Below are 15,571 nucleotides of genomic sequence, written 5' to 3'. Positions count from 1 at the left end.
AGGATTAGTTTTATTGTATTTAATACAAAAAAGATAAAAATATACCAATAATATCAATTATTAAAAAAACAATTACATCTCTACGTTAAAAAATCAATATAATTAGTTTACATGTAACACATAAACAATACATTAAATAATTCAGAATATATAAATGAAACAATATAAAGAATTTCTAAAATATGTCATTAACAATGGCATAGAAAAAATTGATCGTACAAATATTGGAACCATATCAGTATTTGGATATCAAATGAGATTTAATCTTTCTAATGAATTTCCTTTGATAACAACAAAAAAATTACATGTTAAAAGCATTGTAATAGAGCTATTGTGGTTCTTAATGGGAGAAAGCAATATAAATTGGCTTAGAAAACATGGTGTGACCATTTGGGATGAATGGGCAAATAGCCAAGGTGATTTAGGACCTATATATGGAGTTCAATGGAGATCTTGGCCAACTTCTGATGGAAAAAAACATATAGATCAGATATCAAATGTTATAAATGAGATAAAGAAAGATCCTAATTCTCGACGATTAATAGTTTCTGCGTGGAACGTGGCAGAAATAGACAAAATGGCATTACCACCATGCCACATATTATTTCAGTTTTATATTATTAATAATAAACTGTCATGCCAGGTATATCAAAGGAGTGCCGATATATTTTTAGGAGTACCTTTTAACATAGCAAGCTATGCCTTATTTACCAATATGGTAGCCCAACAATGCAACTTAGATTTGGGAGAATTAGTATGGACAGGTGGTGATTGTCATATATATAAGAATCATTTAACACAAGTAAAATTACAACTCTCGCGCGATGTACTGCCTTTACCTACTATAACTATAAACAGGAAGCCAAAATCTATATTTGATTATAAGTATGAAGATTTTACAATAAATAACTATAACAGCCATCCACATATAAAAGGTAATGTGGCCATATAAAACAACTATTAAGAAAATAATGGAAATAACTATTATAGTCGCTTACTCCAACAACATGGTAATAGGAAATAAAAATACATTACCATGGAAAATATCTGGCGATTTAAAATTATTCAAAGAGCATACCATAAATAATACAGTTATTATGGGTAGGAAAACTTGGGAATCATTGCCTAAAAAACCATTGCCTAACAGAAAAAATATCATCTTAACAAAAAGCAATTTAATAGAGAAAGGAGCACTAATAGCAAAATCTCTTAGTGAAGCTATAAGATTTTGCTATCCTATCAATAAAAGAATTTTCATTATAGGAGGATCCTCTATATATGAACAATTTCTACCAATAGCATCACGTATATTAGCAACAGAAATTCAATGTTCATTAAATGGAGATTCCTTTTTCCCTAAAGTAAGATCAGATATTTGGTTAGAAATTGACCGTAAACCACAACTTACAGAAAATAATTATAACTACGATTTTGTTACCTATGTTAAACAACCCAAAAACCTTATTCTCTTATAACTGAGCTAAACAATCGACATAATAATTTTTATTACTATTTTCATCAATATCTATAGTTAAGCCATGCATATAGTTCTCGAATCCTGGAAATTCATCATTAAAATCACGGACGAATTCCAAGTAATTGACTATTGTTTTATTAAAACGTTCACCTGGAATTAGCAATGGTATTCCAGGTGGATATGGTGTTAGCAACACACCTGTAATTCGTCCTTCAAGATCGGATATCTTAACTTTCTCTACTTCGCGATGAGCCATTTTAGCAAAAGCTTCTGATGGTTTCATTGCAGGTGTCATTTCACTCAAATACATTTCAGTCGTAAGATGAGCTATATCGTACTCACGATAGGTATTATGAATTTGGTTGCATAAATCTCTAATACCTAATCGCTCGTATTTTCTTTGAGACTTACAAAATTCAGGCAATATACGCCACATTGGTTGATTGCGATCATAATCATCTTTGAATTGCTGCAGAGCAGTTAATAAACTATTCCATCTTCCTTTAGTAATACCAATAGTGAATAAAATAAAGAATGAATAAAGACCAGTTTTTTCTACGACAACACCATGTTCTGCTAAATATTTAGATACTAAAGAGGCCGGAATACCAGAATCTCCAAAATTACCAGAAATACTTAGCCCAGGGGTTACAATTGTAGTTTTTATAGGGTCAAGCATGTTGAACCCACATGCTAAATCCCCAAAACCATGCCATTGATCATCAGAGTACAACATCCAATCTTCTCTATTACCTATGCCTTCCTGAGCTATTCTGTTAGGACCCCAAACTTTAAACCACCAATCATTTTTGCCAAATTCTGATTCTACTTTACGCATAGCACGTCTAAAATCCATTGCCTCTCTTATGCTTTCTTCTACTAATGCTGTCCCGCCTGGGGGCTCCATCATTGCAGCAGCAACATCACAAGAAGCTATAATCGCATACTGTGGTGATGTGGAGGTATGCATCAGATAAGCTTCATTAAAAGCCGTATGGTCAAATTTTCTATTAGCCGATTCTTGAACAATTATTTGAGATGCTTGAGATATTCCTGCTAACAATTTATGAGTTGAATGTGTAGCAAAAATCATAGAAGTATTGCCCCTAGGTCTATTTTCTCCAATAGCATGCATATCTTGATAAAAATCGTGAAATGATGCGTGTGGCAACCAAGCCTCATCAAAATGAAGAGTATCCACATAACCATCAAGATATTTTTTTATCATTTCAACATTATAAATAACACCATCATATGTACTTTGGGTAAGAGTCAGTATCCTTGGCTTTTTGTTTGCTAATCTCTTTGCTAATGGATTTGACAATATTTTCTTATTAATATTATCAGGATTAAACTCATCCAAAGGTATTGGACCTATTATGCCAAAATTATTACGTGTTGGTCTCAAGAAAACAGGAATTGCTCCAGTCATTGTTATAGCATGCAAAATAGATTTATGACAATTGCGATCCACTAACACTATATCATCATTAGCAACATTTGCATGCCATACAATTTTATTAGAAGTGGAAGTACCATTAGTAACAAAATAACAACGATCAGCATGAAAAATCCTAGCAGCATTAAGCTCAGATTCAGCAACAGGACCTGTATGATCTAATAACTGGCCTAACTCATCAACAGCATTACACACATCTGCACGAAGCATGTTTTCACCAAAAAACTGATGAAACATTTGTCCAACAGGACTTTTTAAAAATGCGACTCCACCAGAGTGTCCTGGACAATGCCAAGAATATGATCCGTCTTGAGCATATTTAACTAGCTCTCTGAAAAAAGGCGGAGCTAAAGAAGATACGTAACTATTTGCTTCTCTTATGATATGCCTAGCAACAAATTCAGGAGTGTCTTCAAACATATGAATAAAACCGTGTAATTCTCTCAAAATATCATTTGGAATATGTTCAGATGTCCTTGTTTCTCCATACAGATATATCGGTATATCTGCATTACGAAATCTTAACTCACTAATAAAGGCCCGCAATTTTTTTATAATACTCGCTACATCTTCAGGAGAATCAACATCAAATTCTTCATCATCAATAGATAATATGAATGCACTAGCACGACTTTGCTGCTGAGCAAATGAGCTTATGTCTCCATAACCTGTAACACCTATAACCTTCACACCCTGAGACTCTATAGCCTCAGCCAATGCTCTAATACCAAGACCAGAAACATTTTCAGAACGATAGTCTTCATCAATTATAAAAATAGGAAATAAAAATCTCATGTCTAGATATCCAATAATAAAGTCAATACAAAAACAAACTAAATGCAAGGAACTGTAACACCCTTTTGAAACTGATATTTACCATCTTTGTCTGCATAAGACATATCACATATTTCAGAAGCTTCTAAGAAAATCATTTGAGCACAACCTTCTCCGGCATATATTTTAGCTGGCAAAGGTGTAGTATTAGAAAATTCTAGCGTAACATATCCTTCCCACTCTGGTTCCAAAGGGGTAACATTCACTATAATCCCACATCTAGCGTAAGTGCTTTTACCTAGGCATATGGTAAGAATATTACGAGGAATACGAAAATATTCTACAGTTCGTGCTAAAGCAAATGAATTAGGTGGAATAATGCAAACTTCCCCATAAAAATCTACAAATGATTTTTCATCAAAGTTCTTAGGGTCAACAATAGCATGGTTAATATTAGTAAAGATTTTAAATTCCTTAGCACAACGGACATCATATCCATAACTACTAGTTCCATAACTTACAATGCGACTATTGTTTTTCGAATTAACTTGATAAGGTTCAAATGGCTCAATCATTCCATTTTTTGAAGCAGAACGAATCCAACTATCACTCTTAATACTCATAATAATTTCACAGTTATTTATATCTTAAGGTTAAAAGACTATCATAAAAATTAGATACATATTCAACTATTCGAAAAATGCACGACAAATAAAAGCAGCCCCATTAACAGAACCTATTTTTATATCAAATGACCAAGAATGTGATAATCTATAGCTTATTCTACCAACTGTTTCATTACTAGCCAGAGATTGCTCTATGCTCAAATCAACACCATTTGAGAATTTTTTGCTAGCAACGACAAATTGTGTAGAAAGACCATAATATTCATCACGAATTAAACTACCAACAACTGTTTGGCCTGGTAGCAGGCTATCAAAACTACCGACAGAGCCATTTTTTATGCTGACATCACTCAGACCTAATTGACGGTAGAATGAATCTCCTCTACCTAATAATGCAGTTCCAACAGAATACAATAAAGAAATATCACTGGCATTATCTTCCGGACCTCGACCTAGAATTAACCATGAAAGTTTCTCTACATCGCTAACATCAGGGTAAGATATAAGAGTAACAACAGGTTTCTGTAATGTTCCTGAAACTCTGACTCCAGATTCAATTAATTCTCCTGATTTTAGAGCTTCCACATCTATTAAAGGATTATCAAACCGTCCTTGAAAAGTAAGACTACCATGTTTTATTTTTAGCCTTTTGCCATATACATCAATGACTCCATCATTAGCTTTTAGAGTTCCTAATCCAACCATACGACCATCATCTTTCAAAGAAGTTCTGATAGAGCCAAATAATCCAGTATTTAACCCTAATACTGATATACGAAACTTGTCACCTAAATCAAATAAAAGATCAATATTTGGTAAAAAAAATGAATTATTTGACTTATTTTTTAATGAACCAAAATGCTGAACTATAACATCATCATCTAATGTGGAAGCACGAAGTATATGATCCAAATTAACCAAACCATCATCTGCTGTTAATTTGCCTCCAATAAAAAAATTAGGGAATACTATATCTACATCTATGTTTCCAGAAACTGATGCATAACGATCCAAACTCTGTAAAATTGGGAATTTATGTATATTGGAAAAAAATTTACCATTTAAATCGTCCAGGTCTAAATAACCATTACAAAGAATATAGCCATCTTTAACATTTTTATTATATAAAATAGGCTTGTTATCATAAATTTCTTTAACTTTTATTCGATTCATTGATGGAAAATTCAATTTATCTATAATAAATTTTCTTCCTTTTAAATGTGAGAATAAAGAACCATTATCTAAATAAATGCCTTTATCTAACATAAAAAATCGTAATTTATCTATAGAAATAGATCCATTAGTATTCCATTTTCCATCTTCAGAACCAATAAAACTTATAATAGAATCTAAAGATCCTCCAATCTCCAGATTATCTTTTAAAAGCTTATTTAATATAGAAAAATCTTTTATGTTCATATTAATATCTATGAAGCAGTTTTTGTCAATTAAAAAGCCAATTAGATCATTATCGAAACATAAAATTAATTTAGCATTAGTATCCATAAAACCAATAGAGGAATCTTTTAACTTTATATTAACGCTTATATCACTAAATTTATTTAACTTAGGCGTTGCTTCTAATAACATATTGAAAATAGGGGCAGATTTAGCTATAGAATCTAATATTAATTTATCGTAAGCTTTAACTTCAATATATCCTTTTAGGTTTTCAGAAAATGACATATCCCATTCTCCATATATTGGAAATGCGTTCTGCATACCAAAAAATTCTTTATTGAAACAAGTAATATCGAATTTCATACCCAATAAATTGGCTATATCTAGAAAAATTAAACTATCAGATAATAAATTTTTAAACTTTCCTTTTGTATCTAGAGTACTACGACTACCACTAGACAAGAAGTGTTCTAATATTACTTCTCCATGTTTATGTGATTTAAAAATCATACAAAATTTCCCTAAATTCCATGTAAGATTTGAAAAATCAATACCAAAACTTAAATCAATATCCAGCGACTTGTTTAAAGAAATTAAGAAGTCATCAAAACTAGCAACAATTTCATGAATGCTGAAAAGTAATAATCTATTATAGTTTTGGTTAAAGGATAGAGAAAAATAAGTTGATAAATCAACATGTTTCCATTTAGCAAAATTACCAATTTTTACTTTGTCTAATGATGTATTGAATTTCACTGAGTGATTATTTAATAAGCCATTTATACCAACATCTAAGTTAATAGAACCAGATAGCTCAGACCATATATCAGAAAGATTTGGCATTTCAGCATTAACAGATAAACAGTGTTCCGTTTCATTATAAATATTAGTTATATAAAATTTATTGTCGTTTATATTTAGTTTCAGTTCCAGAAATTTAACAAAAATATTTGATAAATAATCTATAAATTTAGGATTATTAAGATCAATATTTTTATTTTTGAAATTTAAATCTGTTTTAAAAAGACCGGATAGTTTATTATTATTCCATTTGCTATTATCTAAAATCTTAGTATTCAGTGATAATTTATAATAATTCTTTTCTAAAATTTCGAAACTAGCATTAGCAGATAAATTTAATAACAAAGAAGGAATTTTGTTATTAAATATCAAGCTAAAATCTAAATTTTCTACATTACAATCTAGAGAAAAAAAATCATAAGATGTTTTATTATTTTTTCTTGAAATATAAAAACAAGCTTCACCATTAGAATTTTTGCTATTAATACCAAAAACGCATGATAAAAGTGATAATTTATTACGCATAGAGAATACTGCTGAACTTTCAATAATGAAATCTTTATTGTTAGCCTCAATATTAAAATTTACTCTGTCTATATTGCCATCAACCTTTATATTTAGCGAACAGTTCATAAATTCTGTTCTTAATATTTGGCTAGAAGAAAAATTGTTTTTAACAATAACATTAGCACATGCGGAGAATACATTATCATCTGACAATGTATTCTCAAATATCCCATTCAAACTAGCATCGAAAAATCTGGAATGTAAATCTAATCTTTCTAATATAATACTAGATAAATTTTTTTCATTAGTAACTCTTGCTAGCAAATTATGAGCAGCAACAACAAATTTATCATTTTCATGATATATGGCTAAAGAATCGATGGTAAACAAATCAATTTTTAAAAATTTTGGAAACTTAAAATTTATATTTTTGTTATTAAGATTTCTATCAGAATCCTTAAGATGAAAAGCAGCTGAATGGACAGATAATTCGCTAGCACGCAAAACCCCTCTAAGCAATGACTCCCATTTTATATGTAGACTCAAATCATTGATACTACAATCCATATTCTTATTACTAAAATTTAAATCACCAATTCTCAAACCATTAATTATTGTACCTTGAATATTTGTCGCATTGCCATCAAATTTGCCAGCTATTAATTTTATTAAAAAACATGTCCCTTGTTGAGATGCTACACACCAAAATGTCAATCCACATATTATAGCTATTAAAATTGATATAGTCGGCAACATTACTCCTATTAGATATTTAAAATTATTATGTAAATTAATCAAAATGCAATTCCTAAAGAAAAATGCAACCGCAGATTTTCATATTTTTGCCCATAAGCAATGTCAAAAGACAAAGGACCAGCTGGAGTTTTAATACGCAAACCTATACCATAACCTACAGCAAAATTTATATCCTTAAATAGGTTAAATGCATCACCTAAATCTACAAAAGTACTAATACCTAGTCTGTCATTTACATAATGATTATATTCAATACTGAATATTGCAACAGATAATGATCCTACTACGGCTGAACCTCTATGTGCTCCAATACTTTGATAATTATACCCTCTAATAGAATTAGCTCCTCCTGCACGAAAACCAAAATCATCTGGTATTTTTACATTTTCACTAGACCAAATCTTTCCCAATTCACAACGAAATGTAAATACATCATTAGATCTAATAGGCAACCACTTCTGTAATTTTATTCTAGTACGAGCATATGGACTAATATTATCTAATGACACACCAGCACCTAATCCAATGATCAGTAAATTTCCATCATTAGGATCTAAATTATTATTTAATTTTCTTCTAACTATTTCGACTGTTCCAGTAGCAGAAGGTAATACAAAGTCAGAATATTCTCTTATCTTTATGTGATCATAAGCTAACAAAGCGCCGTAATTTGCTTCGTACCTAGCTCCTGATATATTTATGTTTTGTTCTGTGCTATTGTATCCATTACTTGAACGAGCGAAACCTATAGCAAAACGTGTTATATTTAGGCCGTGCAAATCAGAATTATCTAACGATGCTCCTATAGAGTTTTGTTTTCCATAGATATCATGTGGAAAATTAATATCCGCAAATATTTTTTGTCTTACCCTGTCTATACCTAGACCTGTAGAAAAAATGATAGGCATACTAAACGGAACATTCTTGTTATATAAGCCTTCTATTTTAATTCCAGCATTATCATCTATTCCAATAGAAGAAGCTATTTTTTTCGATGGGGATTCAGCTACAACAATATTTATAGGAAGAATACATTCATGATCACTATTAATAACTGAAGATGATAATATATTTTCTTTAGTCATCTTTTTTATAAAATTATCTGTTACAGCAGGATCAATAGTAACGAATACTCCATGAAAAAATGTCGTTGAATATAAATGCTGCTGCCAATCATTTAATTTATCCTGATCAAAAGCATCACCATATTTATACTTAATATAACTTTTTAGCAAACTCTCAGGAACTCTATTTAGACCGCTAATATTAAGAGCCCCCATAAGAACTTTAGGACCACTATCTATAATAATAGATAAGTAAGCTTGTGATTTATCTTGATCTATTATTGCTTCAGATTTGACAATTTTTGCAAAGAAAAAATCATGCGATAATAGAGCATTCAATATTTTGCTTTTTGTATTACTCCAATCACGATTAGTAAAATTCATGCCAACCTGTAATGAGCAATTATTTATAAGAAATTGAACTCTCTCTTCGAAATTTTTATCTAAAATACTACCTGTAAATAATATATCCAATTTCGCAATAGTTGTCCTTGTACCAGCGATTATAAAGATATTCCATATTTTTTGATCATGTAAACCGTATTCAATACTTAAATTCACATTTGGAGAAAAATATCCATCTGCTGCTAACAAAGATAATACAGAATCAATAACTCTTCTATGATATCTATCAATTTCTTCAGAATCATTTTCATTTATATTTTTAAGCAATGATTCAATCGATTTTGTTATAGAAACTATCAATTCTGATTGTATATCATCACTCTTAACTAAAATTTTTTGAGAAGATGCTATTGCCAAAGATGTAGCAAAAAATATATTAAGGATCAAAATCATTAAAAAAGCATTAAAACGATTCATTGTAGATATTAAACTTTTTTAAACATTATTTTAGGGAATTTTATTATATTCTCTCTTGGTAATGATGCTACTGAAATAGATATTTTTAATGCTATATCTAAATATGATTTAGCAATATCACTTAAAGGATCCTCTATGACTATAGGAAATCCAGAATCTGATTGCTTACTAATTCTGTTATCTAAAGGAATCATTCCAAGCAACGGTATATTATTTTGTTTGGCTAAGCGTTGACCACCACCTGTTCCAAATATATATTCTTTATGATTACATTTTGTACATATATTAAATGACATATTTTCTACAATACCTAATACATTAATATTAAGTTTTTTAAACATGCTTAAACATCTTCTTACATCAATCAATGAGACATCTTGGGGTGTCGTAACAACTACAGAACCAATAACAGGCACCTTACTTGCCAAGGTAATAGCAACATCACCGGTACCTGGAGGCATATCTATAATAAGATAATCTAAATTATACCATTCTGTTTGATTCACTAATTGTTCGATAAATTTTGACATAATAGGTCCTCGCCAAATTGCGGGGGAATTATGATCAAACATGAATCCTATAGAATTAGCTTGCAAACCATGTCCAACTAAAGGAGCAATATTACCATTATCTAATATGTTTGGCTTATCAAATATTCCTAACATAATAGGAATACTTGGCCCATATATATCTGCATCTAAAATGCCTACATTTGCACCTAATACACTCAAAGATAGAGCTAAATTAACAGCTAAAGTACTTTTACCAACACCGCCCTTGCCAGAAGAAACAGTAATGATATTTTTAACAGAAGGCAAAGATCTAATATTGCCACAAGTAACATGTGCTGTAATATTGGATTTAACGTTAATAACTATATCAAAATGATATTCTTGAACGCAAAATAAAACCTTCGCTTTTAATCTAGATTTAATATTATCAATGAACTCTTTACTGGCATAATAACCTAGCTCTAATTCTATAATAATTTTAGAACTATCCATCCTTATATTATAATTTTCGTAGCTGATGCTGTTGCTAGTTTTTTCTTTTTTTATATTATCTAATAAAAATTTAATCTTTTCTGAAATTTTATTCATATTTATCTAAACCTGTAATTACTAAGCATGATACACAAAAACATAAAATTCTACTTGTTACAAAAGAATTTATATAAAATGTAATATATGTTTCATCTATTTAAATAATTTTACTTAATACATATATACATAATAAGTTATATATTCCAATAAACCTTCAAATAGATATAAAATAAACCATAAACGTTTACCAGGATTTAAATTTCTACTATGCATCGAACTATATTTGTTACAACCGCACTCCCTTATTCTAATGGATCATTTCACATTGGACATATTATGGAGTACATACAAGCTGATATTTGGGTTAGATCAATGAGAATGTCTGAACACAAAATTTATTTTGTTAGTGCTGATGATGCTCATGGAGCCCCTATAATGCTTAAAGCTGAATCGATGGGAATAACTCCTAAAGAACTAACGGACCTATATAGCAAAGAAAGACCAAAATATTTAAACGGCTTTCATATAAAATTTGATCACTGGCATTCAACTGATTCAAAAGAAAACACTTTACTCTCTCATGAGATATATAAAAAACTTCAAGATCATAATCTTATAGAAAAAAAAATCATTAAACAATTATATGATCCAGTAAAACATATGTTCCTAGCTGATCGTTATATAAAAGGAACATGCCCAAAATGTAAATCTGATAACCAATATGGTGATTCTTGCGAAGAATGTGGCAGCACATATAATCCTACTGAATTAATAAATCCGCATTCTACCTTAACTGGAGCAAAACCATTATTAAGATCTTCTGAACATTTATTTTTTAAATTATCTGATCCTAGATGCACAAGCTTCTTAAGAAGATGGATAAATACTAAAAATATTAACAATAAGAATAAGCTGCAGGATGAAGTTGTAGCAAAAATAAGTGAATGGCTAGGCAAAGATGATGAAAATTCTAAATTAGAGGATTGGGATATATCCAGAGATGCTCCATATTTTGGTATAGAGATTCCAGACTTTAAAGGAAAATATTTTTATGTTTGGCTAGATGCTCCTATAGGTTATTTATCATCTTTAAAATCTTACTGTACATCAGAAGGTATAAACTTTGAAGAATTGCTTGATAAAAATAATTCCGTAGAACAAATACATTTTATAGGTAAGGACATAATTTACTTTCATACATTATTCTGGCCTGTTATGCTTAATTTCTCAAACAGAAAAACACCAGACTCTGTACATGTTCATGGTTTCGTAACCATAGACGGGAAAAAAATGTCCAAAAGCCGAGGAACAGGAATCTCTCCATTGCACTATTTAGATCTTGGATTAAATCCTGAGTGGCTAAGGTATTATTTCGCTTCAAAACTTAATTCTAAAGTAGAAGATATAGATATAAATAAAGATGATTTTATCAATAAAGTAAATAGCGATCTTATTGGAAAATATATAAATATTGCAAGCCGATCTGCTCCATTTATTACTAATTTTTTTTCTGGAAAGCTAACATTTGATAAAAATACTGAAGAATTAATGATAAGGGAAATAAAACTCAAGTTGAATTTAATAATTCAGTTATTCGAGGATCGTGAATATAATAAAGCAACAAGAGAGATAATGAGCTACGCTGATTATACAAATCAAACATTTGATATATCAAAACCTTGGGAAATTGCCAAAAAAGCAAGAAATGGTGATGCCTCTTCTATAAAAAATCTTCATGAGGTTTGCTCTTTTGCGATAGCCAGATTTAAGGCAATATCTGTAATGTTATCTCCTATCTTGCCAGAAACAGCAATGTCTATCTGTTTAGATTTTTTTAAAATCAAATACCCATTCAAATGGGATGATGCTTTAATATTGCCAGAAAAAATAGAACCATTTAAACATATGATGAGCAGAATTGATGAAAAAATTTTTTCTAAATTGTTTGAAGAACAAAAGACCAAAGAAAAGGAAAGCATAAAAATGTTAAATGATAAAGATCTCATAAACATAGAGGACTTTGCAAAGCTAGATCTTGTTGTAGCTAAAATTGTAAATTGTGAAAACTTAGAAGAGTCTAATAAGTTGCTCAAATTAACTTTGGATTACGGAGAAGAGAATTATAAAAATGTTTTTTCTGGTATAAAGAGTTATTACAAACCAGAAGATCTTATCGGGAAACTAGTAATTTTAGTTTCGAACTTAAAACCACGTAAGATGAAATTTGGGATATCAGAAGGAATGGTTTTAGCAGCTAGCAATAAAGATGATAAATCAAAGGAAATTTACTTGATAGAGCCTTCAGCATATACTAAACCAGGAATGAGAATAACCTAAAATATAATATTCGATAAATAGCAACAATTATTATCATTAAAATAAAAAATGAATGATCTATCCATCAATTTTAAAGATATTGCAAAATCATCAGAACGTATATTTGGCTATATATACAAAACCCCGATTTTAGTATCACATGAGATTAATGAAAAATTTGGAGCAAATTTTTTCTTTAAATGCGAAAATATGCAAAAAACAGGATCATTTAAATTTAGGGGAGCAATTAATGCATTAGAGCAGCTAAATGATACACAACGCAACAATGGAGTCGCTACATTCTCTTCAGGAAATCATGCTAAAGCTATAGCCCTATCATCAAAAATTCTAAATATAAAATCTATAATATTAATGCCAATTGATGCGCCGCTTGCAAAATTAGAATATACGCGTAAATATGCTAATGAAGTAATTCTCTATGATAGATATATTGATAAAAGAGAGGATTTGCTTAAAAATCTTGTAAGCAAATATGGAGTAACTCCTATTTCATCCTATGATAATTATAACGTCATATCAGGCGCAGGAACAGTCTGCAAAGAATTTCTTGAAGAAATAAAAAATCTAGATGCTATATTTGTAGGTTTAGGAGGTGGTGGGTTATTAGCAGGATCATCTTTAAGCAAAAGAGCATTAGCTAAGAATTGCAAGATTTATGGAGTAGAGCCCATACTTGCTAATGATGGTCAACAGTCATTTAAATTAGGTAGCCTGGTAAGAATAGAAACACCAAAAACAATTGCTGATGGAGCTCAAACACAATGTTTAGGTGAAAAAACCTTCAACATAATAAGAAAATATGTTGACGATATAGTAACTGTTACAGATGAACAAATAATATATAGCATGAAAATAGCTTCTAATTATTTAAAATTGATAGTTGAGCCAACTGGATGTTTAGGATTTGCTGCTGCTATAAATAATCTTAAAACACTAAATAATAAAAATATCGGAATAGTATTAACTGGAAGCAATATAGACATGAAAAATTTCTATAGTCTAACAAATGACTATAATACAACTATATAGATCGATATATTCTAAAAAATTAGAACAAATTACCTATGCTTTTAATAGATCTAAGCATCTTAGATATACCACCCTTCTGTATCTTCTTCATCATAAGTTTAGCTTTATCGAATTGACTTAGCAGTTGATTGATATCTTGAATAGATACACCAGATCCAGTAGCAATTCTCTTTTTTCTAGACGACTTTATAATATCTGATTTAGCTCTTTCTTCTTTAGTCATAGAGTTTATTATGGCTTCTGCTTTTTTAATGAAATTCTCAGATTGACCTAGATTAAACATTTTGCTGGAACGAAAGTGACTAGGTATACTATCAATTATCCCCTCTATCCCTCCTAGTTTCTTCATTTGTGTTAATTGCAAACGAAAATCATTTAAATCAAATTTATCACTAGACCTAATTTTACTTACTATGCTACCAACATCTGCTAGATTGACATTGTTTTGTGCTTTCTCAACCAAAGACAATATGTCGCCCATGCCAAGTATTCGTCTAGCCATTCTATCAGGAGAAAAAATCTCTAAACCATCTATTTTTTCAGATGTTCCTATAAATTTTAATGGCACACCTGTTATTTGTCTTGCTGATAAAGCCGCACCTCCGCGGACATCACCATCTAATTTTGTTAAAATAATACCAGTCAAAGGTAATATTTCCGAAAAAGATTTAGCTGTATTTATTGAGTCCTGGCCTTGCATAGCATCGACTACAAGTAAGGTCTCTACAGGTTTAGTAATCTTACTCAATGATTTCACTTCATCCATCATTGATTCATCGATACCTAAGCGACCAGCAGTATCTATCAGTAATATATTGTAGTAATGCTTTTTTGCGTAAGATAATGCGTCACTAGCAATAATCATAGGGTCATCACTATTATTATTGAAAAAATCAATTCCTATTTGCTGAGATATTATTCTTAACTGATCAATAGCAGAAGGACGATATGTATCTACACTAGTAATTAAAATCTTTTTTTTCCCAGTCTTTTTTCCATATTTAGTATGGTTATCATTAGATAACCAGTATGCTATTTTTCCAACGGTTGTAGTTTTACCCACACCTTGCAAACCTACAAACATAATAGTAGCTGGTGGTGATACTGATAATGATATTTCATTAGAATATTCACCAAGATCTCCCCCCATTAGAGCAGTTAGCTCTTTATGCACGATGCCTACTAGAGCTTGTCCTGGATTCAAACTATCCAGTACATCGCTACCTAAAGATTTATTTTTAAGTGCATCTATAAAATTTTTTACTAATTGAAAAGAAACATCAGCTTCTAGAAGAGCTATCCTAATCTCTCTAAACATTTCTTTTGTGTTTGATTCAGTTAAACGAGCCTCACCACGTATTTTTTTTAACACACGAGACATTTTACTTGTTAGGCTATCGAGCATATTACTCCTATGAATTTAAACGTAATGGCAGACAATTATAGAGTAGCTAAACATTATAGCTACTCTATAA

The 15,571-nt window shown here is 30.4% G+C and carries 10 protein-coding genes; 4 read left to right on the top strand and 6 right to left on the bottom strand.

All coding sequences use genetic code 11. The annotated features are described in order from the left end of the window. Positions 1–154: 154 nt before the first annotated feature. Positions 155–952, top strand: coding sequence for a thymidylate synthase (locus tag CONE_RS00460; protein ID WP_015396805.1), 798 nt, complete (start codon positions 155–157; stop codon positions 950–952). Next, complete coding sequence (locus tag CONE_RS00455) at positions 939–1,475, top strand: dihydrofolate reductase (RefSeq protein ID WP_235043365.1); 537 nt, start codon at positions 939–941, stop codon at positions 1,473–1,475. Before CONE_RS00460 ends, CONE_RS00455 begins: the two co-directional genes overlap by 14 nt. Here the strand turns inward: CONE_RS00455 and CONE_RS00450 are convergent. The 5 genes from CONE_RS00450 to apbC form a co-directional block, all read right to left on the bottom strand. Next, the gene (locus CONE_RS00450) at positions 1,470–3,731 is read right to left on the bottom strand and encodes an arginine/lysine/ornithine decarboxylase (protein WP_015396803.1); all 2,262 of its coding nucleotides are present in this window, start codon (positions 3,729–3,731) and stop codon (positions 1,470–1,472) included. The two genes, CONE_RS00455 and CONE_RS00450, sit on opposite strands and share 6 nt — an antisense overlap. Positions 3,732–3,769: 38 nt before the next feature. Then, positions 3,770–4,333, bottom strand: a complete 564-nt coding sequence (dcd, locus tag CONE_RS00445; protein ID WP_015396802.1) for a dCTP deaminase — start codon at positions 4,331–4,333, stop codon at positions 3,770–3,772. A 66-nt stretch (positions 4,334–4,399) separates the two neighbouring features. Further along, positions 4,400–7,801 (bottom strand): translocation/assembly module TamB domain-containing protein, encoded by a 3,402-nt coding sequence (locus CONE_RS00440; protein ID WP_015396801.1) that lies wholly within the window; start codon positions 7,799–7,801, stop codon positions 4,400–4,402. Between the two features lie 38 nt (positions 7,802–7,839). Next, positions 7,840–9,687, bottom strand: a complete 1,848-nt coding sequence (locus CONE_RS00435; RefSeq protein ID WP_015396800.1) for an autotransporter assembly complex protein TamA — start codon at positions 9,685–9,687, stop codon at positions 7,840–7,842. Positions 9,688–9,695: 8 nt separating this feature from the next. Next, the gene (apbC, locus tag CONE_RS00430; protein WP_015396799.1) at positions 9,696–10,787 is read right to left on the bottom strand and encodes an iron-sulfur cluster carrier protein ApbC; all 1,092 of its coding nucleotides are present in this window, start codon (positions 10,785–10,787) and stop codon (positions 9,696–9,698) included. Between the two features lie 210 nt (positions 10,788–10,997). Between apbC and metG the strand changes: the two genes are divergently transcribed. Together metG and CONE_RS00420 are read left to right on the top strand one after the other, a co-directional pair. Beyond that, positions 10,998–13,067: a methionine--tRNA ligase gene (gene metG / locus CONE_RS00425; protein ID WP_015396798.1), complete on the top strand. Its 2,070-nt coding sequence runs from the start codon at positions 10,998–11,000 to the stop codon at positions 13,065–13,067. Positions 13,068–13,115: 48 nt separating this feature from the next. Next, positions 13,116–14,096 carry a pyridoxal-phosphate dependent enzyme gene (locus CONE_RS00420; protein ID WP_015396797.1) on the top strand — a complete coding sequence of 327 codons (981 nt, stop codon included), beginning with the start codon at positions 13,116–13,118 and terminating at the stop codon, positions 14,094–14,096. A gap of 19 nt (positions 14,097–14,115) precedes the next feature. Here the strand turns inward: CONE_RS00420 and ffh are convergent, their stop codons facing one another. Next, positions 14,116–15,501, bottom strand: a complete 1,386-nt coding sequence (gene ffh, locus CONE_RS00415) for a signal recognition particle protein (RefSeq protein ID WP_015396796.1) — start codon at positions 15,499–15,501, stop codon at positions 14,116–14,118. Between the last annotated feature and the right edge of the window lie 70 nt (positions 15,502–15,571).

The organism is Candidatus Kinetoplastibacterium oncopeltii TCC290E, assembly GCF_000340865.1.
In the GTDB taxonomy this organism is placed as follows: domain Bacteria; phylum Pseudomonadota; class Gammaproteobacteria; order Burkholderiales; family Burkholderiaceae_B; genus Kinetoplastidibacterium; species Kinetoplastidibacterium stringomonadis.
This window is presented reverse-complemented; position numbering and strand designations above follow the sequence as displayed.

Bases quoted from the DNA above. Each gene is read 5' to 3' on its own strand.
- apbC (WP_015396799.1), bottom strand. From the start codon at position 10,787: ATGAATAAAATTTCAGAAAAGATTAAATTTTTATTAGATAATATAAAA.
- CONE_RS00440 (WP_015396801.1), bottom strand. From the start codon at position 7,801: ATGTTGCCGACTATATCAATTTTAATAGCTATAATATGTGGATTGACA.
- metG (WP_015396798.1), top strand. From the start codon at position 10,998: ATGCATCGAACTATATTTGTTACAACCGCACTCCCTTATTCTAATGGA.
- CONE_RS00460 (WP_015396805.1), top strand. From the start codon at position 155: ATGAAACAATATAAAGAATTTCTAAAATATGTCATTAACAATGGCATA.
- CONE_RS00455 (WP_235043365.1), top strand. From the start codon at position 939: ATGTGGCCATATAAAACAACTATTAAGAAAATAATGGAAATAACTATT.
- CONE_RS00420 (WP_015396797.1), top strand. From the start codon at position 13,116: ATGAATGATCTATCCATCAATTTTAAAGATATTGCAAAATCATCAGAA.
- CONE_RS00450 (WP_015396803.1), bottom strand. From the start codon at position 3,731: ATGAGATTTTTATTTCCTATTTTTATAATTGATGAAGACTATCGTTCT.
- CONE_RS00435 (WP_015396800.1), bottom strand. From the start codon at position 9,687: ATGAATCGTTTTAATGCTTTTTTAATGATTTTGATCCTTAATATATTT.
- ffh (WP_015396796.1), bottom strand. From the start codon at position 15,501: ATGCTCGATAGCCTAACAAGTAAAATGTCTCGTGTGTTAAAAAAAATA.
- dcd (WP_015396802.1), bottom strand. From the start codon at position 4,333: ATGAGTATTAAGAGTGATAGTTGGATTCGTTCTGCTTCAAAAAATGGA.